Source organism: Fibrobacter sp. UWB12, assembly GCF_900142485.1.
Classification (GTDB): Bacteria; Fibrobacterota; Fibrobacteria; order Fibrobacterales; family Fibrobacteraceae; genus Fibrobacter.
Window position 1 is genome coordinate 619,416 of sequence record NZ_FRAZ01000001.1, and the last position, 25,406, is coordinate 644,821.

Sequence of the window (25,406 nt, forward strand, 5' to 3'; positions counted from 1 at the left end):
AACGGCAAAATCGCTCTAAGTGTCCTTCAAACGTCCTTCAAAAGCAAAAACAGCCCCCGGATTCCAGGGGCTGTTAAATGGAGTATAGAAATTTTGCTGTGAGCTGCCTGCGGTTTACGAGCAGCGGAGAACTTGACCCGGACGAATCTTTTCGGACTTCAAATTGTTCAAACGCATAATCTGCTGGACCGATGTGCCGTATTTGTGGGCGATCTTTCCAAGGCAATCTCCACGACGAACTTTGTAGAACTTGCTCTTGCCGATTTCTTTCTGGTAAGCCGATTCGATTTCCTGGAGCTTGTCTGTGTCGAGCGTGACGGAAATATCTCTGAAAGTGCCTTCGGCAAAATCGTAAACGGTTTCTGGGTTGATGTAAATGCCGTTGTAGCGCATTTCAAAATGCAAATGGGCGCCAAACGAGCGACCGGAGTTGCCTCCAATTCCGAGTGTATCGCCGGCCTGGAGTTCGTCACCGACTTTCACCTTCCAGCGTTCGAGGTGTGCGTAAAGCGTGGTGAGTCCGTTGCCGTGGTCCAAGATCACATAGCGACCATAGCCCTTGCGACGGCCCTGGTTTCTGACCTTGACGACCTTGCCTGCAAATGCGGCGACGATAGCGCGGTTTTCTCCGTGGCAGAGACCGAGGTCGACACCACGATGCATACGGTGCTTGCGTGGGCCATAGTGGCCTGCAATACGACGGCTTTCTGTCGGGATGATAGAAGTCGTCATGTCGAGAACAAAGAGCTTTTCCGGAGCGCCTGTCGAGGCGGAGTCCGTTGTAGCCTTGATATCGGCATCCGCTTCTGCATATTCGCGTGCGGCTTCTTCGGTATCGAGGCTATCGCTATTGATGCCTTCTTCGGTTCCCAAATCAGTTACTTCGACCTTGGAAACCTTGGCCGGAGCACTTGCTTTGCTTTGCTTTTTGGGCTTGATTTTTTTGCTGGAAAAGTTGCTTTCGGTGATGACGAACTTTCCAACGGAAGGATCCTGAGTCTCGATGTTAGCGAGATCTTCGATATTTTGAGTTAATTCTGTAGTTTTAGAATCAACCAGGCGAGGAACAATTTTTCCGGCCATATCGTCGTCTTTTGCGAAAAGCGCGATAGGCAGGACTCCTGCAATGAGTATAGTTTTGATCTTCATAAAAATAGCGGTATTATATATATGGGTCTAAAAATACACATTTTGTTTGATTTTGTCACTAGTTTTCGGGCGTTTTTTAACGAGTTATTAACAAGAAACAATGAAGTAAGTTTGTTGTAACAAAAAAGACCCCGCCCAGTGGGCGAAAGTCCTATAAAATGGTCAAAATGTCGCATTTTCTAAATGTAAAAAATTGTTTAAAGCCTTGTGCTGCGCGGAAATGGCGCGCTTTTGCGAAAATTAACTTTTTGTCTATAAAATTTTTTGTAACTCTCGGAGTATCAACGACTTACATGTCACATTTTTCAAATTTTTCGTTGATTTCCTCTAATTTGGCTCGTATTGTTTCACGCTCGTATTGGTCGTTTTTGAAAATCTCGTTAATGTATTGGTCATTAATGAAAACTTTATGTTCCGAGGTATCGCATTCCGTTAGATTGTATTTTCTCAGAAAATTTTGATATCCATCTTGCTTTTCTTTTTGACGCGTTTTTAAATATTCTATTTCTAGAGAGTCCATCTCGTCTGGGTATGTTTCAAAAATTGGGACTACTTCAAAATGACTTAATTCATAGCATGAAGAGACCCCATATAAGGGCATATTTTCTATTTCAATGGATTCCTTAAAACAGTCATACTTTGCTTTGGAAATTTTATTTGCATTGAGGAGTGTGTCAATTTTTTCTCGTGCGATAGAGCCCGCTGCAGCGGCATGAAGGTAGTATGCATTATAAGCTGTTACATCATGGCAGTAAGATTCTGCCGAAATACATTGCCCTATCAATCCGGTTGTATCTGGTTGCTTGATTTTAGCCAATTCTTGGTCTATGTCGATAGTGGCAGAAGGATTTTCTGCGGACGTTCCCGGATCGCAACTGGCCCAAAAGAATGAAGCTCCCGAAAGGAACATTTTTCCAAGAATGTTGTGGATTTTTTTGAGCATAAATTTCCTCCTCATCACTTACTGTATAAAAATAAATTAATGGGATGTAAAGAAATGTAAGAATTGACTTCAAAAGCATAGTTTCTTGAGTGTTATTCCGAATCTTTTTGGATAAATGTATTATATAGAACAATCTAATTGGTGATGTCCCCGTAATCTCTATCTTTGTTTGTCTATAAAAAAAGGCGTGCTTAGCACGCCTCTTTTGCCTTACGCATTTGTTGTCTAAATTAGAACTGGAAGTAAATGAACGGGCAAGAATCTGCGCTCATGAATTGGTAAATCACGAAGATGATGAACGCCGTCGCCGCAACCATCGCAGGAATCGGGAGCGAAGCGAACGTGATGCGATAACGGGACTTAAACTTCTTCGGAATCCAGTGGATAAGCATACCAGCGATAAACACGAGAATGATATTGATGTGTTCCCAGGCTATCGGGAGAATCGTGTCCCAACGCCAGGCCGTACCCATCTGGTTCACCATGTTCTTGGCGGTGTTCCATGCGACTTCATTTGCTTCTGCCGGGTCGAGGTTAGAGCCTGCACGGAAGAAAAGACGTGTAAAGGTGATGAACACAAACGTGAGCGAAACGTTCCAGGCTGTCTTGAGCCATTCCATTTTCTTGTCGCTGAACAGGTGGAAAATGATGGTCGAGTAAATACCCACGAAAAGTACACCGAACCACACGGCGGTAATCGCGCATATAGGAATCGTGTAATGCTTGTAGAGAATGGCGCTCAGTGCAAAGAAACCGAGTGCAATCGAGGCTCGTACGGTTGCGCTACGCTTGACCCAGAGCTTGTTGAATACTTGGCCAAAGCCGTTCAAACCACCCCAGATGATGAAATTCCAGCTTGCACCATGCCACCAACCACCGACAATTTGCGTTGCCATGGCGTTCATGTTCGTGGTAATCGTCTTGCGGGAATCCGGCTTGAAGTACGCAAAAATTGCAATGTAGACAAAGAAAACGCCGAGTGCGATACCGACCCACACGCTTCCAGAAAGAAGGATGGCGACAAGGCTCAAGAAGCCCATCCAGAAGAATGTGCCTGCGGTTGCGTTTCTGTTACCGCCAAGGGGAATGTATAAGTAATCGCGCCACCAGCTAGAAAGCGAAATGTGCCAACGGCGCCAGAATTCGGTCGGGCTCTTTGCTTTGTACGGGCTGTTGAAGTTCTGCGGCAGGCGGAAACCCATGAGGAGGGCAACGCCAATGGCGATATCCGTGTAACCCGAGAAGTCGGCGTAAACTTGCAGCGAGTAAGCGAAAAGGGCAATCAGGTTTTCGAGGCCGGTAAAGAGGAGCGGTGTGTCGAAAACGCGGTCTACAAAGTTTGTGGCGAGGTAGTCGCTCAAGATAATCTTCTTTGCAAGACCGTTCAAAATCCAGAACACAGCCATGCCAAAGGCGCGGCGGGGGAGGAAATACGGCTTGTAAAGCTGCGGCACAAACTTGTCGGCACGCACAATCGGGCCTGCCACGAGCTGCGGGAAGAATGAAAGATAAAAACCAAAGTTCAGAATGTTGTTGACGGCCTTGATTTTGCCTCGATAAATGTCGATGCAGTAGCTCATTGCCTGGAACGTGAAGAACGAAATGCCCACCGGGAGGATAATCTGGTCGACGAGCGAATGGGTGTTGAACATCGCGTTGCTTGCTGCAGCAAAGAAGTTGTAAACGTGAAGTTCGATACCTGTAAAGTCGTAAAGGGCGTCCAAGAAGAAGTAGGAATACTTGTAATAGCAGAGAACGAGCAAGTCGATGATGACTACAATGATCATCAGCATCTTCTTTTTCCATTTTTCCGTAGATTTTTCAATCCACTTGCCAATGAAAAAGTTTGCGATGACGCAGAAGATGAGAATGCACACGTAACTTCCACTCGTCTTGTAGTAGAAGAACAAGCTTGTCGCAAAGAGGAACGCGTTGCGGAGTAAAAGCTTGCTGTGTATGAACGAGAAGATGGCGAATACTACCGCGAAGAACCCCCAGAAATAGAACTGGGTAAAGAGAAGCGGGGAGTTCGGGTCAAATGCGAATGTGCGGGTTAGGTAGGGGATGATGTAGTCAAGCATGATTTGGGACTTTAGGAACTGTTATTTGTCCTTGGGTGCTGTTGATTCCGTATTTTGAGATTGCGGTTTCAATGGAATTTGAATTTGTGTTTGCGTGTTTTGAGACGCTTGCTGTAAAACTTTAGGCATAGGCACGTCGGCCTTGGCTGCCGATGCTACTTTAGGCATTTGTGGCGCGGTCTTTGTAGCAGGCGCTGTTACCTTTGCAGAAGATTGAACAGCTAAAGGTTTTGTCGTTGATGTCGTAATGGACTGGACGCTGGCGGCCTGCTTTGCTGGGAGTGTAGACGCAGGTGCTTGCGGTTCAGCTTTTGCAATTACGGGGGCTTCGGCAGGGAGGTTTGCGATGTGCTCAAAATAGGCCTGCATCAGAGCCTTGTAGAACATGTCGCCGAGCAATTGGTAACCGGCGGTCTTGAAATGAACCTTGTCTTTCTTGGCGAGGTCTGCTTTTTCCCACTTTGCCATGGAACCTAAGCCCCCCATGATGGAAAACTTGTCCCAGACTCCGGCCTTGTGCTTGTCGGCAAGCATGAAGAATGCCTTGCGTGCGATTTCCCCGTTCGGGTGTTGCACATATTTTTTCTTGCGAATTTTGCGGTAAGAGTCGTTGTTTGTTTCGAAAATGAATGCCGTCTTCGGGCTTACCTTGCGGATGCGTTTGATGAGCGTATCGTATTCTTCGCGGAACTGCTTGTCGTTAAAGACTTCGACGTTTGCATCGTTAATGCCGATTGCAAAAATCACGAGGTCCGGCTTGTAATAAGACATTTCCTTTTCGAATAGCGGGCATGTTTCTTCGAAGTAGTTTGCCACTTTGGCACCGTTGATACCTACGTTTGTATAGGTGATGCCGGGGGCGTTGTTTTCGGCAAGAATACCGGTAAGCGTAAAGCGCGGACGTGGAGGAATAGTATCGACTGCTGCTGAATCCTTCAAAGCGGCCTGCAAGTCTTCGTCGCGGTTGAGGCAATTCGTGTCGAGAACGTCTTCGCAGTCGCCTTGGAACATGGAATCGGCTGCTGCAGCTGCTTGAGGCACTGAACTTGAAGAAGGCAAAAGTCCAAGGGAATCGAGGCGTATGGAGTCTGCTACGCGGGCGAGTGAGTCTGCTCGTGCAACAGAGTCTTTAAAGAGCGAGTCCGTGATGAACGCGGCGATTTCGGCCTGCTTGGTTGTATCTGCCCAGCGGAATGCAATTTGAATGGTATCTATCGGGCGCGGACTTGTGAAAACGTAGCTCTGGCTAGAGGCATCGAACGTTCCGAAAACATCCATCGAATCGATGCGGAGCACCGGTTCCACATTGTTGCTGTCGCTAAATCCGAACACTCTAAAGCTTGTTTCGCCCCAGATGGGTTCGCTGTTATACTTGTCTAAAAGGAGAGTGAGCTCTGCACGCGGGTCGCTGGTGCTAATTGCAATGCCAAGGAGGCCAAGCGGTTTTGTGATTTCGCGCTGGACATTCTTGTTCTTGTCCCAAATGCCTTTGTAAGAGCTTGCATAGCTTGCCGGTGTATTTGTTCTTGCTGCCGAATACGGAAATACAAATCCACGACCTGCCGAAGCACCCGGGTATTCCTTGATAAGGTGCTCGCGGATGCGGCCGGAAATAACGTCTGCCTGCAAGTGCGAACCACCGATGTGGAGAATTCTCACTTTGCCCCTGTTCTCGAAAACAAGCGTATCAAGTTTCTTGAAGAAAGTCTCGAAACTAGCGTTTCCTTGCGGGAATTGGATTGTGTTTAGCGACGTATCAATAAAATCGTATTTCGCAAAATCTACGTCATAGTAGCCCGGAGTAATCTCCATATCCTTTGCGGAAATGGAACCGATGCTAAAAATGCCAAGAAAAGCAGCTATAGCGGCAAGCTTTTTTCTCACTTATAAACCCCCTCCGGTTTTTGTGGATTTAGCTTTTTCTGCGTTTAGGTCAATTATGTTGGTTGTGTCTGCGTCAGATTTCTTTTTATCCGAAAAATTGCGGATGTCCTTGAGCTTCGAATCGTTCAAGTTGTGTCTGCCGCGGAACTGGTAGTAATCGTAATACATGTGGAGTGACGAACAGAACAGGTCGCCCATGTAGGCTGCGCCACGGCGTGTAAAGTGGACGTGGTCGGTAAATCCAAGCGGGGGAGACTTTTTCACCCACTTGATCATGGAACCTTCGCCGCCCATCACGCGGTGCATATCCCAATAAGCAAGGCCGTTTTCAAGTGCCACTTCGCGCAACATCTTGATAGTGATGCCAAGACCCGGATAAGTTTGCCATCTTCCGTTAATTTGTTTTGCCATGTGGGCCGGACCGATAAAGAGAATGTCTGCATCGGGGTTAGCCCTTTGTACTGCTTTAATTTGTCTGGTGATAAGGTTCTTGTTGTAGTCCAAGCCCTTAGGTGTCATGCCCGGCACCAAATTGCCGCCGTATTCCATGATGATAAGCTTTGCGTTCATTGCCTTGTAAGATTCGGCAAGGAGCTGGCTATCGATTTTGTGGAAGATTGTGCCCGAACTTCCGCGCATGGCAACGTTGTCTACAGCAACACCATAAGCACCATCGACGGAAATACCGTAGATTTCGGTGCGGCCGCTCATATAAAGCTTGATGTTGGAAGTTGTATCCGGGAGTTTCCACGTATAAACTCTCAACTTCGTGAATTCTTCGTATGCCGGTGCTTCTGCGGTTTCTTTCTTGTTCTTTAATTTGTACTTGGTTGAACCATCTGCGTTAACGCCTACGGAATCAGATACCATGTGTTCGTATGTGAGGCGCAACTTCAAGTTGCCCTTTTTACCAGCAAGTACCTTGATTGTCGAATAGCCACCGACATGCGGGAACATGTCCTTCTTATTTTCGCGTTTCTTGATGCCGACAACTGCGGAACCATTGAGTTCACCCACCTGTGCCAACGGTCCATAGCGGTTGTGCGTTGCTTGTTCTTCTTTGGGTCCAAAGATAATGTAACGCTGCATGTTGCCATTGTTCCACTGCGATGTCGACTGCGACGGGATATGCATGACGGCAGGGAGCAAGCCCGGACCGTTACCGCCGAATTCTGTTTGCAAGTCTTCGCGGATAGTCGAAGAAATGCGGTCTTCTTCGAGCTGCGAGTCACCGTAGTGAATTACGTGGATCGTGGACGAATCCTTCTGTGCGTTCTGCAAGCTTTGGAAGAACCTGTCAAACCACGTGAGGTCGTCGTTCGGCAATTCAAAGCGTGTGCGACCTTCCCTGAAGAAGTCCTCGTAATATTTGAGGGAATCCGAGAATGCAGCAAACTGCTTAGCCTTTGTTTCTTCCATCATCTGGCGGATAGCTTCTTCCGGATCGACTTGCTCGACCTTGACTTCGTTTCCGGCGGAGTCCGTTGTTGTTTCGGCCTTCTCGAAAACTTGTGAAAGCTTCGGATAGCGAAGCGTCGTGTCGCCAATGTGGATTCCGTCCTCGGGGTAGGCGAGCGCCATTACCCCAAGGGTGAGGAACAAAGAAAGGATGGTGAGTAATACTTTTACTGGTGTCATAGTTAAGCTTTCAGCTGTTCAACAATCGCGGCGACATCGCCCACGTGCATCGTGCCATCGCGGAGGTCCTTGAATTCGAACTGACCGGCCGCGGCCTTGTCACCATCGACATAAACGACAATCGATGCACCTTGGTAGTTAGCCTGTTCCAACTGCTTACCCATTTTCATTGTTGCAAGCGGGTGAGAGACAGAGTTTCCGTTTGCGCGGAACACCTGGGCCGTTTCGAAAATCTTCTTCATGTCGTTCGTGAAGCTTGCGATGTAGAAGTCCACATGCTGCTTCGGGCTCGGCAAAAGTCCGCGTTCGCGGAGGAGGTCGGCAAGCACAACGTCGCCCATGCCAAAGCCAACGCCCGGAATGCGGTCGCCACCGAGCTTTTCGGTGAGGCTGTCGTAACGTCCACCGCCTGCGATAGCGCGCATGGATTTGCCTTTGTCGAACACTTCAAATACGATGCCCGTGTAATAGGCGAGACCGCGCACAATGGAGAGGTCGAGGTTCACGCATTCGCTAAAGCCTGCGGCGGCAAGCGTTGCAAAGAGGTCTTCGATTTCCTTGAGGGCGGCGGTTGCGTTTTCGCTCTTCACGGCGGTGCGCACTTCTTCGATAGACTTACAACTCATGAAATCGTCGAGTTGCTTAATCTGAGCTTCGGAAAGTCCTGCTTCGGTAAGAGCCTTGGCAAAAGCTTCCGGACCGATTTTCAAGCGACGGTCAAGAACCGGGTAAACGAGTGCCGGGTTCGGGGCGCCAATTTCTTCGAGGTAAGTGGCGAGGAGCTTGCGGCTCGAAACGCCAATCGCAAAGTCGCTGTCCTTGAGACCGAATTTGCGGAGCATTGTAGCGATAGAAGCGAGCAAGTCTGCTTCGGCGTAGATGCTTTCGGTACCGATGATGTCCATGTTCAGCTGGAAGAATTCGCGGAGGCGACCCTTCTGAGCCTTTTCGTAACGGAACAGGCGCGGCATGGAGAACCACTTGAACGGCTTCTTGAGTTCGCGGGCCTTCTGGATCACGAGGCGGGCGAGCGTCGGCGTCATTTCGGGGCGGAGTGCAATTTCGCGGTCGCCCTTGTCCTTAAAGTTATAGAGCTGGCTTACGATTTCTTCGCCGGATTTTCCGGTGTAAAGTTCCAGATGTTCAAACATCGGGCCTTCATATTCTTCGTAGGCGAAACTTTCGGCGACCTTGCGCCATGTGTCAAAAATATAGTTCTGGATGCGTTCAGCTTCCGGGTAAAAATCACGTGTGCCTTTAGGCAGTTGAGGAATTGCAATACTCATAGTGCGTGCAAAGATAGAAAAGTTGCTAGTTCGTAGTTATTAGCTATTGGAAAAAGTAATCGTTACGGACGTTTTATGAGTCGAATTAGCAATCTTGCGTTTAATTTATTTGTAACCACCATGCCGTGTTGTGATAAGAAATGGAATTGCTAGAATAGTTCTTTCCGAAAAATTGACGGTTCTTGCCGAAAAACTGTCCGGAACGGTCGGATTGGGTCTTTTTTCTACTCACTGGAAGACAAATAAATAATATGTAACATTGGTTCATATTGCCGGTTTTACATTTCTTTTGCTATATTTGGTACGTAAAATTTTAAATACCTTAAAAGGAAGGTTAATCATGGCTAGAAAGAAGATTGCACTTGTTGGTGCTGGTCAAATTGGTGGTACAATGGCTCTCGTGCTTGCACAGAAGAACCTCGGCGACGTCGTCCTTATCGACATCCCGATGACTCAGGGCATGCCGAAGGGTAAGGCTCTCGACATTATGGAAGGCCGCTCCGTCATCAATTCGTCCGTTGATCTTCAGGGTTCTACTGATTACTCCGCTATTAAGGGTGCTGATGTTGTTATCGTTACCGCAGGTTTCCCGCGTATGCCGGGCATGAGCCGTGACGACCTCCTCGACAAGAACTGCGGCGTTATCAAGACTGTTGCAGAAGCCATCAAGGAAAACGCTCCGGATGCATTCGTGATCGTTATTACGAACCCGCTCGACGCCATGGTCTACAACATGCAGAAGCAGTCTGGCCTCCCGGCCAACAAGGTCATCGGTATGGCTGGCGTGCTCGACTCCGCTCGTCTCGCTTGCTTCGTCGCTGATGAACTCGGCGTTTCCGTCGAAGACGTCAAGGCTCTCGTTATGGGTGGCCACGGCGACACGATGGTCTCCATCATGGAATGCGTCTCTGTCGGCGGTATCCCGGTTTCTCAGCTCATGAGCAAGGAAAAGTTTGCTGAACTTGCAAAGCGTACCGCTGGTGCAGGTGGCGAAATCGTGAACCTCCTCGGTCGCGGTTCTGCTTTCTACAGCCCGGCTACCTCTGCAATCCACATGGCTGAAGCTTACCTCCTCGACAAGAAGAGCGTGTTCTCCTGCGCTGCTAAGCTCAATGGCGAATACGGCGTAAGCGGTCTCTACTGCGGCGTGCCGGTTGTCGTTGGTGCAAACGGTGTCGAAAAGATTCTCGAAGTCAAGATGAGCGCCGAAGAAAAGGCTGCTTTCGACAAGTCTGTCGAAGCTTGCAAGAAGAACGCTGAATGGGTCGACGCACACACCTAACCGTTCGCGTCAGAATCAAATAGAAATATGTGAGTGACGCTCACTCTCGCGAAAACGCCTGGCTAATGCCAGGCGTTTCTCGCTCACACCTAATGAGACCGCTCGGCTCTTGTGCAAGGCGGGGACTCCGTCTTCGCCTCGCTACCACCTAAAGGTGGCCATGTCCACGTAAGCGCTAAAGCGCTAAGTGGCCAAAGGTCACGAACACGACCGGTTGATACCGGTCGCTTTTCGTTCACGGGTGACTGTTCGGTAATCCAACTGTTTTAACGAAAACAGCCCACGGGGAAACCCGTGGGCGTTTTCTTTTACCCCAGACGCTATTATGGGGCTGCTATCATGTATTGTTTTACTTCAATATAATCTTCTTTGCGAAATTGACGTTTTTCCCGTTGACGTGAACCATGTAGACTCCTGCATCGAGTGAAGCTAGATCGAGCGAAGCTGTTGTGATATCAATTGTTCCCTTGACGACAGTTTGACCTTGGGTATTTATGATATTGACTGTCGCTTTGGATTTGATTCCCGTAAAGTTAAGTGTGCGGCCCGCAAGAGTTGCCTTGGCTGATGATACATTGCGAATTGTCTTGATGGCATTGCTTCCTTCAAGACCACAGCCTGTGTATGGCCCAATTTGTTTAATGTTGAAGTTGTAGTCTCCATTAACGGCTTGAATCTTGAATTTGACTGCAACCAGTTGCTTAGCTGCGTCTGGACCGGAAATTTTTGTTGTGCCGCTATACCAAGTGGGTTGTGTGAATTTAGACCAAGGTATGGCTTGGGTTACGGGGGTTGTGGTTGCTTTATTAAGTTTGAATATCGGGTTTGCGTATTCGATAGTCGCATCGAATGCTCCGAGACCAAGTTCGAGATCGGCTGCAATGTCTGATGTGTATGTGATGCAGATTCCGCCCCAATCCGTAGCGTCTCCGGCTTCAGGGTCTCCGTCAATACCTTCTCCGACAATGTTAAAGCCAATGCCTACAAAGGGATTGTATTTTAAAGAGCCCTTAGATAGCGATGCGACGCCACAGACTCCTTTGCAGTGCGTAATTACTGAGTCTAGTGATGTCCCGGTTTCGGTTCTTGTATCTACAGGCCATGTGACTTTCGATTCACCTCCGTCTCCGTCATCGGCATAGCTGAACCAATAACCTGAAGTTTCGGAACCGTTGTCAAGTCCGGTATTGACCTGTGATATTCCATCTTCGCCGTTCCATGTTTGAAATGCTCCGGCGTATGCTGCAGATGCAGCGAAAATAGCTGTTGCCAGCGTGATTGTGTGTCTCATGATGTTTCCTCCCTAGTCCCAAAATGGAACTATAAATAAGATATACTCGTTTTGTATAAATGTTTTGAGGAAATGTCAGATAAAATGAAAAAGTATGAATTTATTATGAAATGTATTCTTAAGATACGTGTCATATGTGATATAAAGTATTTATATGATACGTTGTGTGCTATATAGAAGATTTTGATGCTTTGTCAAAAATTTCGTTCTTAACAAAACAGCCCGCGGGTAGTAAACCCGTGGACTTTTTCGCATTAGTTATGTCGGCCTCCGAGCCGGAATCGCCATCTCGTATTGCGTTACCTTAGCACAATCTTCTTTGCTATATTGACGTTTGTTCCGCTCACACGCACCATATAAATTCCTGCGTTAAGCGCGGTGAGGTTAAGCGTTGCTGCAGCATTATCAATGGCGCCTTTCAGTACGACTTGCCCAAGAGAATTCAAAACTTCGACGGTGGCTGTGGACTTGATTCCCGTGAATCCAAGCGTGCGTCCGTTCAGAATTGCATTGATTGCGGAAACCCTGCGAGCGACCTTGATATCGTCCGGTGGTGTGGGGATTCCGCATTTTTCTGGGCAGGTTCCGTCTTTTGGCCCGACGGCGCAAATTCTGAATTCGTAATCACCTGGTTCCGCCTGAATCTTAAAATGAATTCCGACAAGTTGCTTTGCTGCTGTTTCACCGTCAAATTTGACTGATCCGTCGTACCATGAAGGTTGCTTAAAGTCGGACCACGACACTACAATTTTCTTGTCGGTTTTTGATGCAGGAAGGTTTACTGCTGGGTTTGCATAATTCATCGTTGAATCGATGGTATCGCCAAGACCGAGTTCTAAGGATATGTCTGTATCCGATGTGTAGGTCACGCAGAGTCCGTCCCAAGCGGATGCGTCGCCTGCGACTAATGTTTTGTCGGTGGAGGATGCTTCTCCGACGATGTTGAATCCCATACCGGAGAACGGTTTTTGGGTCGATGTACCTCTAAAGAGAGTGGCTGTTCCGCATACTCCTTCGCAATCCGCAATAACTGCATCCATAAAATGAGGTTCGCATGAATAATATTCGTGACATGGTTGAACTGGATAAACGATTTTTGATTCACCGCCATTGAAGGAATCATTAAAATCGTACCATAATCCGTAAGTATTGGTTTCGTTGCCTAGTCCGGTTTCTACTGCGGGGACTCCGTCGGCTCCGTTCCATGTTTCGAACGGCCCTGCAAAAGTTGCCGATGCTGCGCAAAGTGCTGCTATCGTAATCTTTTTCACCATCGACCTCCAAATTACCTCAATATAATCTTCTTTGCAAAATTCACGTTTTTCCCGCTCACACGCACCATATAAATTCCCGCGTTAAGTGATGCAAGGCTAATCGTTGCGGCGTTATCCATAGCGCCGTTAATAACGCCCTTCATCACGACTTGCCCAAGAGAATTCAAAACTTCGACGGTGGCTGTGGACTTGATTCCCGTGAATCCAAGCATGCGACCGTTCAAAATTGCTTTGACTGCGGATGTCCCACGAGCAATTTGAATCCCTGCACTTGGCGTTCCGCATTGTTCCGGGCATGTCCCGTCTTTCGGGCCGACCGCGCAAATGTTAAAACGGTAATCGCCATCCTCTGCCTGTATCTTGAATTTGACCATGGCGAGTTGCTTTGCTGCGGCTTCACCTTCGATTTTGACGGCCCCGTCGTATGACGAAGGTTGCTTAAAGTCGGACCAACTGAAAACCATTCTATTGCTGGTTTTGGAGGCGGGCAATGGAACGGCTGGATTTGCGTAATTGATTGTGGAATCGGTAACTTCGCCAAGGCCGAGTTCCAGAGATATGTCTGTATCCGATGTATAGGTCACGCAGAGTCCGCCCCAAGAAGAGGCATCGCCTGTGACTAGTGTCCGATCTTTTTCTGAAAGTTTTCCGACGACACTGAATGCTAAACCCACAAATGGAGTGTAGGTTAAATTCCATTTGTTGAGCATGGCTGTCCCGCATATTCCTTTGCATTCATAGATGATGGGGTCTAGTGTATATGGGTATTCTGGGTTGAGGGGCATATCCCAATGAACCATGGATGCTCCGCCATCGCCATCGTCTCCGTAGGTGAACCAAAATCCGCCCCATTCGGTGTTGAGTCCTGTTTGAACTTGGTCGTAAACATCTTCATCAGCTCCGTTCCATGTTTCGAACGGCCCTGCAAAAGTTGATGTTGCTGCGCAAAGTGCTGTCAATAAAAATTTTTTCATCGTAGCCTCCTGAGTCACCCCGGACTCTGTTCCGGGGTCAGTATCTCGTATATCTTTACCTCAGTACTATTTTCTTTGCAAAATTCACGTTTTTCCCGCTCACACGCACCATATAAATTCCCGCTTTAAGCGATGCAAGGCTAATCGTTGTGGCGTTATTCGTGGCGTTGTTAATGGCGCCCTTCATCACGACTTGCCCAAGAGAATTCATCACTTCAGCTGTTGCAGTGGACTTGATTCCCGTGAATCCAAGCGTGCGCCCGTTCAAAATTGCTTTGACTGCGGATGTTCCACGAGCAATTTGAATCCCTGCACTTGGCGTTCCGCATTGTTCCGGGCATGTCCCGTCTTTCGGACCGACCGCGCAAATGTTAAAATGGTAATCGCCGTCCTCTGCCTGTATCTTGAATTTGACCATGGCGAGTTGCTTTGCTGCGGCTTTACCTTCGATTTTGACGGCCCCGTCGTATGACGAAGGTTGCTTAAAGTCTGACCAACTGAAAACCATTCTGTTGCTTGTCTTGGATGCGGGGAGATTGACAGCCGGATTTGCGTAATTGATTGTGGAATCGGTAGCTTTGCCAAGGCCGAGTTCAAGTTGTATGTCTGCATCGGAAGTGTAGGTTACGCAGAGTCCACCCCAAGAAGAGGCGTCGCCTGTGGCATAGGAAAAATCTTCATATGAAATTTGTCCGACAACACTGAAGCCTAAACCTATGAAAGGTGTGTAGGTTAAAATGCCTTTTCTGAGTTGGGCTGTTCCGCATATTCCTTTGCACTCCAAGACGATGGGTTCGAGTACATGTGGTGGTTCAGGATCTGTATAGACGTCCCAACGGACTGCTGACGCACCTCCATCACCATCGTCTCCGTAGGAGAACCAGAATCCGCTCGTTTCTGTTTCGTTGCCAAGTCCTGTTTGAACTTGGTCGTTAGCATATTCATCGGCTCCGTTCCATGTGATAAACTGTTTTGCGGATGTCGCTGTTGACTTTCCGCATTTTTCCGGGCATGTTCCGTCTTTCGGGCCGATGGCACAGATGTTGAAATTGTATTCGCCTGGTTCCGCCTGAATTTTAAAGTGTACGGCGGCAAGCTGTTTTGCTGCCGTCTCGCCGTCGATTTTAATGGCTCCATCGTACCATGAAGGCTGTTTAAAGTCGGACCAGTTGACGACGACTTTGTTTCCGTATTTTCCGTTGGGCGATAGAATGTTTGGAGCTTTTGCGGCAGGGAGCGTTACCGCTGGATTCGCGTAGTTAATTGTTGAATCAACGGTTTCGCCAAGACCGAGTTCCAAGGCTATATCTGTGTCTGACATGTAGGTCACGCAGAGCCCGCCCCAGGCTGATGCATCACCAATATCTGGCGCTGGGTTTGTTTCTGAGGTTTCGCCGACAACATTGAAGCCCACACCGACATACGGATCGTGTTCATAAGATTCTTTGCTTAGAATCGCTGTGCCAGCAAGGCCTTTGCATTCCTCGATGACGGGATCTAAAGATTGATTGATGTTGTCGTATGCATCTATCTGTGCTGGCCAAGCGATTTTAGATGTTCCCAAGTTGTTGTTATCGTTGTAAGAATACCAGTAGCCTTCTGTTTCGAGTCCATTGCCAAGACCTGTATGGATCTGAAACTCTGGAAGGAATTCTTCATAAATTTTGGCTGCATCCCAGGTTTCGAATGAACCTGCGTAAATGACTGACGTTGCGCAAAGTGCGACCAACAAAGATCTTTTCATAATCCACTCTCCTAATCAAATCTACCCAACGTAAAATATATTTACTTTTATGCTTGTTTCCCATAAATAATTTTCAAATAAATGAAATTTTTTTACAGCTGAATCATATGCAATCTTAATGATACGCTTTGTCTGTTGTTGGTCAATTATTCGTCGATAGTCGTTGGTCTTTAGTCATTCGACACGGGTTGTTGTTTCCGATTTAAAATGTCATTCCCGATTTAATCGGGAATCTCCCTTTTACAAAAACGAGAACGTTGTGTTAGCCTCCTTCGACTTTGAACAGAAGTGATTCTGTTGGGGGTGGCGATTCCTGCCGCTTAATCTAAACTGTTGACATTTAATTCGTGAAAATGTGGGCTATTTATGAATTTTTCTCTAAAAATACTCGATGTCATAAATAAATATGTGGACTTTTTATAATTTTCAATATATATTTAAGAAAGTTGTTGGTGTGGATCCGGAGATGTTTATGGGAACTAGGAGTTCTGGATTTTTTACGACGTTGGAATGTGCCTTTTTTGGCCTCTTTTGCCTATTTGGCGCTTTTGGGGCGCAATCGGCTTTTGCCGCAAATCCGTTGACGACGGACTTTTATTCTGCGGATGCGGCTGCCCTCGTACATAACGACTCGCTCTTTATCTTTGCGGGTCACGACGAACAGGGGCCGCAGGGCAATAACAATAAAGCCTTCATCATGAACGACTGGCATGTACTCGTGACCGATGATATGGAACATTATCACGATTACGGGGCGGTTCTGAGCGTAAAAACGTTCAAGTGGGCAAATGCGAGCGCTTTTGCGGGCCACTGCGAATACCGAAATGGCAAGTTTTACTGGTATGTGGCCGTCCATCACGGGACCATCAAGGAAAATGGAAGTGAAGGCTTTGCGATTGGCGTTGCTGTCGCGGACCATCCGTCCGGACCGTGGAAAGACGCCATCGGGCAGGCGCTTATCACCGACAATACGCCGAACGATGTGAAATTGAACATTGACCCCGCGATTTTCTACGATGGCGACGATATTTGGATGTATTGGGGCTCGTGGAATGCGGGCCGCCGCGTGAAGCTCAAAGAAAATATGATCGAGCTTGCAAGCACGCCTGAAGATATCAAGATCAAGGACTTTTTCGAAGCTCCGTGGATGCACTATTTCCGTGGCAATTATTACTTCAGCTATGCTTCGGGTTACCCCTCGACGACGAATTATTCCATGGCTCCGAGCTTGAACGGACCGTGGACGCAAAAAGGCGTTATCAACGATAAAATGGACAATTCTGAGACGAACCATCAGGCAATTTTCAAGTATCTCGGACACTGGTATTTCATGTATCACGGTGCGAATTCTCCGGGTGGCTGGACGTACCGCCGTTCCGTGAATATCGACTACCTCTATTACGACCGTGATGGCTTAATCCAGAAAATTAAGCATACGGATGGCGTGGATCCGGTCAACAACGCGCTTCTCGAAGAGGGCGGTTACCGCTTGACGGTTTCGCACAGCAATTTGGCTCTCGAAGATAACGATGGCGTTGTGGTGCAGCAAACCGCAGACGAAAAGAACGAAGCGCAGCTTTGGGTGCTTTCTCATGGCGATTCGGCACGTTATTACACGCTCAAGAATTTTGCAACGGGCCGTTACTATTGCCCACCCAAGACGTTGTTGGATACGGTGACAACTTCTGAAACATCTTGTGAAATTCGCATTGAAAATGCATCGGCAAAGAAGGGGTACTTCTTGTTTGCGGATTACGATAGCGATTACCTCGGCGATGTGCTGAACATTTCGAAGGAAGTCGGGATGCCGGTCATCACGTGGGTTCGTACGGGAACGGACAATCAGAAGGTGCAATTTGCGAAGGCGGAACTGCCGAAAGTTGAACCGCCGACGGATTCAGGCAATGGTGGGACGACTGGGCTTGCATGCGGTACTTTGAATGTGTCGGCTTTGCAACAGGTTCACTACGATGCGAGTGCTCGCGTAATTCGTTTGGGCGCTGAAACGTCTTGGGCTTTGCTTGATGTGAATGGTGTTGTTGTGCGTCGTGGTTATGGCCGTGAAATCCAAGTGCATTCCGCTCGTTCGGGAATGTACTTTGTCCGCACCGCCCACACCACCGCAATGGTTATGGTAAGGTAATGCTACTGTGTCATCCTGAGCGAAACGTAGTGGAGTCGAAGGATCCAGTGAATTTTTAAGGAGTATGGAAATGAAGGTTTTGAATTTTGCGAATCTCGTGAAGAGCGCGACTCTCGCAACGATTGGCGCTTTTGGCGTCTCTGCTGTATCGGCTGCCGATTGGTACGCCAAGGACAACTTGCAGCCGGGTCATGACCCGAGCATGGTGCGCTTTGAAGACGGTTACGCCCTCATGAGCACAAACAATAATTTGCAACTGTGGACATCCGAAGATGCTTACACATGGCAAAACCACAAGTCAACGGTGAGCAAAATCCCGCAATGGGCTTACACGTATGCGCCTACAACCGAAGGCATTTGGGCGCCTGACATTTATTACATGAACGGCGAATACCGCGTGTATTACTGCGTCTCTGTTTTTGGCAAGCGCACATCTGCGATTGGCTATCAGTCCACAAAGTCGATTATGCCTGGCACAACGGGCTACGGCTGGACGGATCATGGCCACGTTTTCCATACGGTGGCATCGGACAAGTACAATTCGATTGATGCCGATGTCGTTCGTGATACCGAAGGCAATTATTGGATGGCTTTTGGCTCGTTCGGTCTTGGAATTCAGTTGATTAAGTTGGACGCAAAGACGGGCTATCAGGCGAGTGACGATAAGACCGTCTATAATATTGCACGCCGCACGAGTAAGGCAAGTAACGGTGCCGAAGAAGGTCCGAGCTTGATTGAACATGGCGGCCAGTATTTCTTGTTTACCGCATGGGATATCTGCTGCCAGCAGGGCAACGATATTGAAAAGACGACTTACAAAACTGCTTATGGCCGTGCTGATAAAGTAACCGGTCCGTATAAAGACCGTGCAGGTTACGATATGGCTAATGGCGGTGGCACAATCCTTATGGAACGTTACGGACGTTATGTCGGTCCGGGCGGCGGCGAAGCTTTCCAAGACTTGAACCGCGTACGTTTTGTGCATCACTATTATGATCTTAACGGTGACAAGTTCAACCACATCCACATTCGTGATGTTGTGTTTACCGAGGATAACTGGGCTGAGATGGGACAGCCCTTCCTCGGACGTTATTTGAGTGCTGAAGTCGAACATGGTGTCTTGACACGTGCTGTTTCGGGCGACCTTGCCATTACCCGTAGCAATACGGCCTCGAACGGCGAATACCTTGCTTACATCAACACGGCTGGCTCTAAGATTCGTTTGCCGATGAACATCATGCAAGCGGGCGAGTACTTATTGCGTTACCGCTATGCGAATGGCGGCGAAGGCGATGCTACGCACAAAGTCACTGTCAATGGCAAGTCTCAAACCGTGACGCTCCCGCCGACAGGTTCCTGGGGCACGTTCCCGGAAAAGTCTATTGTGATGATTCCTGCAACGCTCAAACGCGGCGGCAACTTCATCGAAATTGAACCGCAACCGAACGGATTTTTCTCGGAACTCGACCGCATCGACTTCTTGCGCGTGATTCGCGATACGATTCCTGCAAACGGCTTTGACAACGGCATCCGCGTGCGCCTCACGGACAAGGATGAATTTGCTATCAAGGACGGCGGCTACGCCATTTTCGAAAACGTTGTTGCCGATTCCATCAAGAGTGACGAAGTTTCTATCCAAGTGAAAAATGCAACCGCAGGCAAGCTCGCCATTCGTGATGGTGCAAAGAACGGAATCGTCCTTGCCGAATGTGACCTTTCAATGGCTAAGGCAGCCGCAAATGGCTGGTCTGAGGCAAACTGCGGAACGCTCAAAAGCAAAACGGGCATCAAGGACTTTTATTTGACCGCTTCGGGCGTCTCTGGCGAAGCGATTGTCGGAAACATTCTCTTCAAGAGTGCCCCCTTGCCGGAATCAAGTTCTAGCAGTGCTGTTGCGGAATCTAGCTCCAGCGAAATGATTGTGAGCAGTTCGAGTGAAACCTCCGTGGCGCTCCCGGCTGTCCGTCCGGCAATGAACTATTCAGTTGCCAAAATCCCTAACGGTTATCGCGTACACTTCGACAACGCTGGCTCGCATCAGGCGTACCTCTTGAATCCGATGGGGCAAATTGTCTCCCATAAAAAAACTTACGGTACTGATATCGAATTTAATAACCTTCCCAAAGGCCGATACGTTGTAAAAGTGAAGTGATTTTTTGCAATTAAATTGTACCGAAAAATCCTTTCGGAATATAGATTAAATAGTGAATGCTGGTGTGTGGTTAAAGGAGTCTTATGATTCGTTGTTCTAAAATTTGCACCGCTGCATTCCTCTTTGCAGGCCTCTCGTTTGAGGCCGCGTTTGCCGCTGATTGGTACGCGAAGGAGCACCGTTGGGCGGGCCATGATCCAGACATTATCCGCTACGAAGATGGTTATGTGCTTGCGACAACGGACAACCACATGCTCATGCAGTTTTCCGAAGACGCTCTGAACTGGAAAAATGGCGACCCCGCCATGCCCGAATTCTCGAAATGGCTTTATAAATACGCTCCGAACATGATTGATATTTGGGCGCCGGATATTCATTACGTCGGTGGCGAATATCGCATGTACTATTGCGGTTCCGAAATGGGTATCCGCTCGTCGGGTATGGGCTTTATGTCGAGTAAGGAAATTGACCCGACAAAGCCCGGTTACGGCTGGACAGACCAAGGCGAAGTCATTCATACTGTCAAAAGCGATTCGTACAATGCAATCGACGCGGCGGTGCTGAAAGATCTTGACGGAAAAGTTTGGATGGCGTTTGGTTCGTGGGGCACGGGCATTCACATTCTGGAACTTGACGAAACGACGGGCAAGGTAAAGTCTGGTGCCAAGATGAAGAACATCGCGAATCGCGGTGGCGCAGGTGTTGAAGGCGCAAGCCTTATTGAACACAACGGAAAATATTTCCTCTTTACCGCTTGGGACAACTGCTGCAAAAAAGGTGCTGACCTCGAAAACAATTCTTACAAGACGACCGTCGGACGCTCCAATCGTATTGACGGCGGCTATGTAGACCGCAGTGGCAAGGCTTTGCTTGATGGGGGAGGAACGATTCTCCTCAATCGTTATGGTCGTTATTACGGACCCGCTGGCGGCGAAGCTTTTGAAGACGTGAATCGTTTGCGTTTTGTGAACCACTATTACGACAAAAATGACGGTGGTAATTCTTACATCCAAGTGCGCGATCTCGTATTTACTGAAGACAACTGGCCCGAAATGGGACAGCCTTTCCTTGGCCGTTACCTGAGCGCCGAAGCGGAACACGGCATTCTCACGCATGTCGATATTTCAAGCAGTTCCAAGGCTTCGAACGGGGAATTCTGCGCCTACATCAACTACGATGACAGCAAAATTCGTTTGCCGATGATTATCCCGCAGGCGGGTGATTACCTTATTCGTTACCGTTACGACAACAACTGGACCGAAGACGGTGCAAACGGCAGCTCGCATTTTGTAGATATCAACGGCAAAACGCAAGAAGTGCAGTTGCCGCTAACGGGTGCCTGGAGTGAATTCCCCGAAAAGTCCGTTGTGTACATTCCGACAAAGCTCAAACGCGGTTCGAACTTTATCGAAATTACGAAGGGCAAACATTACGCCGAACTTGACCGTCTCGATTTCTTGCGTATCATCCGCGATACGATTCCGGCAAACGGCTTTGATAACGGCATACGCGTGCGTCTTACGGACAAGGATGAACTTGCGATTAAAGATGGCGGCTATGCAATCTTCGAAAACGTGATTACGGATTCCATCGTGGGCGCGGGCGTGAGTGTGCAAGTGAAAAATAGCGCAGGTGGCGTGCTGAACCTCCGTAAAGAAAGCAAAAAAGGCGATGTGATTTCTAAATGCGAATTGCCCACCGCAGGCGAATCCAAGTGGGTTGAAGTAAAGTGTTCCAACATGCCCAAGCTCGAAGGCGTTCAAGATTTTTATCTGACCGCGGACGGTCTTGGTGGCGAAACTCTCGTGGGAAACATCAAGTTTAGCGAAGCGGATACGGGCTCTGTCGCAATTCGCGAAGGATCTAGAGCTCTCAGTTCGATGCCTGGAATGACCTATGACCGGTCCAACGCAGTGGTTCAGTTGGCGAACGATGCTCCGTGGTCTCTGTTCGACATGAATGGAGTTGTTGTCAAGCAGGGCTATGGTCACGAAATTCGCTTAAATTCCGTTACACGCGGTATGTATCTTGTGCGTTCGTCGAACCGCACCCTTCGCATCAACCGGTAACCTTTTCAGCAATTTTCATAAAAAACGCATCTAAAGGTGCGTTTTTGCACGTTTTTTGCCATATTATGGGAAAAAATTGTTTTTTGTAATCTTTTTTTACGCAATTAAAATATATTAGAATGTAAAACATATTTTTCTAAAAGGGAGCTTTTATGAAAATAAACAGTATTTGGAAGTTTACGGCCGCTGCAGCGTTCCTGTTCGCTATGGATGCTTGCTCTAATTCGGCCTCGCCGGATGACGACGAATATGATGATATTCCCACGACTACTTCTTCTAACTCCACAAAGAGGTCTAGTTCTTCTGCTGCAGGAACCATTAGTTGCAGCATGCTCAAGGAATCTCTTTCTGCACCGACGAATTTCGCCGTAACCAAGGACACTGATTCCTCTTGGACTCTTTCTTGGGATTATGTTCGTAATGATTCTCGTGGCGAATCCGGTTTTGAAATCCAGTCTCTTGATTTGGAGGCTAAATCTCCGGATTGGGAAGGCGAAGGTACGACTAACGCCGATGTTACCATTTACAAGTTAAAGGGTGCGAAAAAGGCAGGCAAGTATTATCGCGTTATTGCGTATGATGGTTGCGGAATTTCCAAAGAAAGTAATCGCGTCCAAATTAAAGCCGATGGTTACACAAACGTAGATTCGACAACCGTGGTTCAATCGGATATGCCGACTGATGTCTCAATAACTCGTATTGCACCAAGCGTTTGGGAACTCAGCTGGAAATACAGCGAAACTAAGGATGACCCGAATAGGAAGTTTATTATCCAGACTTCTAAACTCAAGGATTTCAAGTGGACTGGTCTCAAGTCGCCGATTGAAGGCAACGTTCGCCACTATTACATCGAAGGCCGCGATAAGATTGAAACCTATTATCGTTTGGCAGTCGTCAATAGCGGTGATACTTCGGCCTTTACCGAAGCAGTCCAGTTGACACCTGATATTGAATATCGTAAATACATGTCTCCTGAAATTCCTGCTCCATCGCCTAGGATTACGATGACTTATATAACAGGTATCGATAGAGATGACGATCCCGAAACAGATGATTCAACGATTGTTAGGGCCGTTGGAACTTATACGATTATGAACAACGTTAGCAAATATATTGTTGAATCGGAATACACGGATACCGTCTATTACGAAGCCCGTTGGTTTACTTCTTACGAAAAATACAACAATTACAAAGAAGATTGTAAGGGTAAGCAAACGGTTGATGCATGCGATAGCTGCTATTGGACTGAAACATTCCCATATCAGGAACCCTCTATTTCGAAGCGCTTCGATGCTATGGAAGACTTCCAGGATGCTGCTAGAAAGACAACATACTATGAATATTGTTATGACAATTCTGGGTCTGAGAAAAATTTTGCTTATTGCCTAGAAAGTTATGTTAGAAAGCTTTGCGGCTATTATGTGCAATTCCGCTTGGTTTGGAAAGACAATATTAATGGTAAGGGTAAAGGTGCTACCGATTGGAGTGAATGGACTGAACCGTACAGTGTCGCAGATATTTCTGGAGCCGATAAAATCTGCAATTCTAATTAAACTAGATAAATTTGTATAAAATAAAAACGCCGTTGCCAAGCGCAGCGGCGTTTTAATGTTGTTAAAAAATATCGCTATTTCAAGAAAGCGAAGAAAACTGCAGCGATGATTAGCAAAAACGCGACAATGTGGTTCCACTGGAGTGTTTCTGTATGGAAAACTGTTACAGCAATCGTCGTGAATACCGTGAGCGAAATCGCTTCTTGGATAATTTTCAATTGCATCAGGCTGAATGGCCCGCCGTTGATGCGGCTGCCGATGCTGTTTGCAGGAATCATAAAGCAGTATTCAAGGAAGGCTAGGCCCCAAGAGGCGAGAATCACGAGAATCAGCGGCCAGTCGGTGCTGATGTGCATTTCTTTGAGCTTGAGGTTGCCGTACCAAGCGAACGTCATGAAAATGTTGGAACAGCAGAGGAGGAGAATTGTAAAAATACCAGCTTTCATAATTTATTTCTTGTTTCTTTGACTATACGGTTTTCCCGTCGTCATTTGGTAGGCGAGTCGCTTGCGCACTTCTTCGAGATACTTGATGTAATTTTCGCTCTGGTAGTCGCGATACGTCCAGTCAAAAGCATGGAAATGTCCATCTTGGAAATATAGCGTTGGCTCTACGAAAATCCCGCGCTGCATATAAACGCGCTGGCGTTGGTCCTTGGTCGTTGCCAAAAAGAACTGGCCGAGAGTCATGTAGCCCGGATCGAGATTCACAGGGCGCAGCCCCGGAGTCCCGTTTTCCTTTGCAATTTCGAGTTCAATATCGTTTGTCCAAAGCTTGATGTCGACAATCGTTTCGCGATCCACGAGCTGTTCGTAGCTGAAGAACGCTCGCACAGGAGCTTCGCCAATTTCTTCTTTGTAGTAGTTGGTGAACGTGAACGGAAACGGTTCCAAGTTCAGGTCTTCTTCGCCGAATTTTGCCTTGAGAACACCGCGAACCGCATTCACGGCTTCGGCATCTTTCGCGAGAATGCCCACGATAATTTTCACTTTGGCAGGAGTTCTAATATCACCCATGCGCCCAAATTTAGTATTTTTCAAACATGAAATTTTCTGGACGCTCGTTTTTTGCTTTTATCCTTTTGTCTCTAGTCTTTACACTCTCGTCGGTGCACGCCGAGGCTCCGCGGGTGGTGCCGGCAATTCTTGATTCTGTTCCGCATGAGACATCGCACTTTACGCAAGGGCTTTCCTTTGATGGTGATGATTTGATTGAAACGACTGGACTGTATGGAAAATCGGGCTTGTACCGTCGCACGTTAGATGGAAAAATTCTTGATTCCGCGCGCATTCAAGAACGATATTTTGGCGAAGGTTCTGTTGTTGTGGGTGATGAAATCTATTATCTGACCTGGAAATCTCACAAGGCTTTTATTTATTCCCGTAAGCCGTTTAAAAAGAAGGGCGAGTTCCGTATTCCGACGGAAGGCTGGGGCCTTACGCTTTGGCGCGACCAGCTTTTGATGAGTAACGGCACTGATGAACTTTTGCAAATTGCACCGGGCAGCTTTTCGTTGACGGGAATTATAGGTGTCCGCGATGGTCGCTATTCAATCAAACTTTTGAACGAACTTGAAATTGTTGGGAATACTTTGTATGCGAATATTTGGCAGACTGACTTGATTGCCGAAATCGAACTCCCGAGCGGGAAGGTGTTGCGCTATATTGACTTCTCGAAAAAAGCGGGGGAGATTCGTGACCGGTACCCTGGCGTAGATGTTCTGAACGGCATTGCCTACGATGGCAAAGATTTTTGGATTACAGGCAAGCTCTGGCCGCAGATTTATAAAGTCAAGTTCTAAAAACCGCATTCTTCCCATTTGGCGTTGTTGCCGATGTTGCGGACAAGGCGGAAACCGCCTCTTGCAAATCCACTGAAATTATCTTCAAAATATCCGTAGTTAACTGCTTTCCAAAAAGAGCCTTCTGTGTCGATGCTTGCAT

Annotated in this window: 18 protein-coding genes; 6 read left to right on the forward strand and 12 right to left on the reverse strand. The window is 47.7% G+C overall.

Annotated features, from left to right (window positions below; translation table 11 throughout):
• Positions 1–114: 114 nt before the first annotated feature.
• The 6 genes from BUA34_RS02475 to hisS all read right to left on the reverse strand — a co-directional run bounded on the left by BUA34_RS02475 (position 115) and on the right by hisS (position 8,981).
• On the reverse strand, positions 115–1,149 hold the full coding sequence (locus BUA34_RS02475) for a peptidoglycan DD-metalloendopeptidase family protein (protein WP_072827142.1): 1,035 nt from the start codon (positions 1,147–1,149) through the stop codon (positions 115–117).
• 289 nt (positions 1,150–1,438) lie between these two features.
• Positions 1,439–2,092, reverse strand: coding sequence for a hypothetical protein (locus BUA34_RS02480; protein ID WP_072827143.1), 654 nt, complete (start codon positions 2,090–2,092; stop codon positions 1,439–1,441).
• Between the two features lie 230 nt (positions 2,093–2,322).
• On the reverse strand, positions 2,323–4,173 hold the full coding sequence (locus tag BUA34_RS02485; protein WP_072827144.1) for an MBOAT family O-acyltransferase: 1,851 nt from the start codon (positions 4,171–4,173) through the stop codon (positions 2,323–2,325).
• Positions 4,174–4,194: 21 nt separating this feature from the next.
• On the reverse strand, positions 4,195–6,057 hold the full coding sequence (locus BUA34_RS02490; RefSeq protein ID WP_072827145.1) for a GDSL-type esterase/lipase family protein: 1,863 nt from the start codon (positions 6,055–6,057) through the stop codon (positions 4,195–4,197).
• On the reverse strand, positions 6,058–7,695 hold the full coding sequence (locus BUA34_RS02495) for an SGNH/GDSL hydrolase family protein (protein ID WP_072827146.1): 1,638 nt from the start codon (positions 7,693–7,695) through the stop codon (positions 6,058–6,060).
• Positions 7,696–7,697: 2 nt separating this feature from the next.
• Complete coding sequence (hisS, locus tag BUA34_RS02500; protein ID WP_072827147.1) at positions 7,698–8,981, reverse strand: histidine--tRNA ligase; 1,284 nt, start codon at positions 8,979–8,981, stop codon at positions 7,698–7,700.
• Positions 8,982–9,321: 340 nt separating this feature from the next.
• Between hisS and mdh the strand changes: the two genes are divergently transcribed.
• Positions 9,322–10,263 carry a malate dehydrogenase gene (mdh, locus tag BUA34_RS02505; protein WP_072827148.1) on the forward strand — a complete coding sequence of 314 codons (942 nt, stop codon included), beginning with the start codon at positions 9,322–9,324 and terminating at the stop codon, positions 10,261–10,263.
• 349 nt (positions 10,264–10,612) lie between these two features.
• On the opposite strand, the gene BUA34_RS02510 is transcribed toward mdh, so the two are convergent.
• The 4 genes from BUA34_RS02510 to BUA34_RS15840 form a co-directional block, all read right to left on the reverse strand.
• Positions 10,613–11,554 (reverse strand): T9SS type A sorting domain-containing protein, encoded by a 942-nt coding sequence (locus BUA34_RS02510; RefSeq protein ID WP_072827149.1) that lies wholly within the window; start codon positions 11,552–11,554, stop codon positions 10,613–10,615.
• A gap of 299 nt (positions 11,555–11,853) precedes the next feature.
• Positions 11,854–12,825, reverse strand: coding sequence for a T9SS type A sorting domain-containing protein (locus BUA34_RS02515; RefSeq protein ID WP_083579711.1), 972 nt, complete (start codon positions 12,823–12,825; stop codon positions 11,854–11,856).
• Between the two features lie 14 nt (positions 12,826–12,839).
• The gene (locus BUA34_RS02520; RefSeq protein ID WP_072827151.1) at positions 12,840–13,802 is read right to left on the reverse strand and encodes a T9SS type A sorting domain-containing protein; all 963 of its coding nucleotides are present in this window, start codon (positions 13,800–13,802) and stop codon (positions 12,840–12,842) included.
• A gap of 55 nt (positions 13,803–13,857) precedes the next feature.
• The gene (locus tag BUA34_RS15840; protein WP_175545410.1) at positions 13,858–15,546 is read right to left on the reverse strand and encodes a T9SS type A sorting domain-containing protein; all 1,689 of its coding nucleotides are present in this window, start codon (positions 15,544–15,546) and stop codon (positions 13,858–13,860) included.
• 472 nt (positions 15,547–16,018) lie between these two features.
• Between BUA34_RS15840 and BUA34_RS02530 the strand changes: the two genes are divergently transcribed.
• The 4 genes from BUA34_RS02530 (at position 16,019) to BUA34_RS02545 (ending at position 23,463) form a co-directional block, all read left to right on the forward strand.
• A complete protein-coding gene (locus BUA34_RS02530) occupies positions 16,019–17,689 on the forward strand; it encodes a family 43 glycosylhydrolase (RefSeq protein ID WP_072827152.1) in 1,671 nt (556 codons plus the stop codon).
• Positions 17,690–17,753: 64 nt separating this feature from the next.
• Entirely contained in the window at positions 17,754–19,841 is a 2,088-nt protein-coding gene (locus tag BUA34_RS02535) for a family 43 glycosylhydrolase (protein WP_254794286.1), read from the forward strand.
• An 83-nt stretch (positions 19,842–19,924) separates the two neighbouring features.
• Positions 19,925–21,910, forward strand: a complete 1,986-nt coding sequence (locus tag BUA34_RS02540; protein WP_072827153.1) for a family 43 glycosylhydrolase — start codon at positions 19,925–19,927, stop codon at positions 21,908–21,910.
• A 152-nt stretch (positions 21,911–22,062) separates the two neighbouring features.
• Positions 22,063–23,463 carry a fibronectin type III domain-containing protein gene (locus BUA34_RS02545; RefSeq protein WP_072827154.1) on the forward strand — a complete coding sequence of 467 codons (1,401 nt, stop codon included), beginning with the start codon at positions 22,063–22,065 and terminating at the stop codon, positions 23,461–23,463.
• Between the two features lie 74 nt (positions 23,464–23,537).
• On the opposite strand, the gene BUA34_RS02550 is transcribed toward BUA34_RS02545, so the two are convergent.
• Both BUA34_RS02550 and BUA34_RS02555 read right to left on the reverse strand, forming a co-directional pair.
• Entirely contained in the window at positions 23,538–23,909 is a 372-nt protein-coding gene (locus tag BUA34_RS02550; protein WP_072827155.1) for a DMT family protein, read from the reverse strand.
• Positions 23,910–23,912: 3 nt separating this feature from the next.
• Positions 23,913–24,479, reverse strand: a complete 567-nt coding sequence (locus BUA34_RS02555; protein WP_072827156.1) for a DUF4416 family protein — start codon at positions 24,477–24,479, stop codon at positions 23,913–23,915.
• A 26-nt stretch (positions 24,480–24,505) separates the two neighbouring features.
• On the opposite strand from BUA34_RS02555, the gene BUA34_RS02560 reads away from it, so the two are divergent.
• Positions 24,506–25,264, forward strand: coding sequence for a glutaminyl-peptide cyclotransferase (locus BUA34_RS02560; RefSeq protein WP_072827157.1), 759 nt, complete (start codon positions 24,506–24,508; stop codon positions 25,262–25,264).
• Positions 25,265–25,406: the final 142 nt, after the last annotated feature.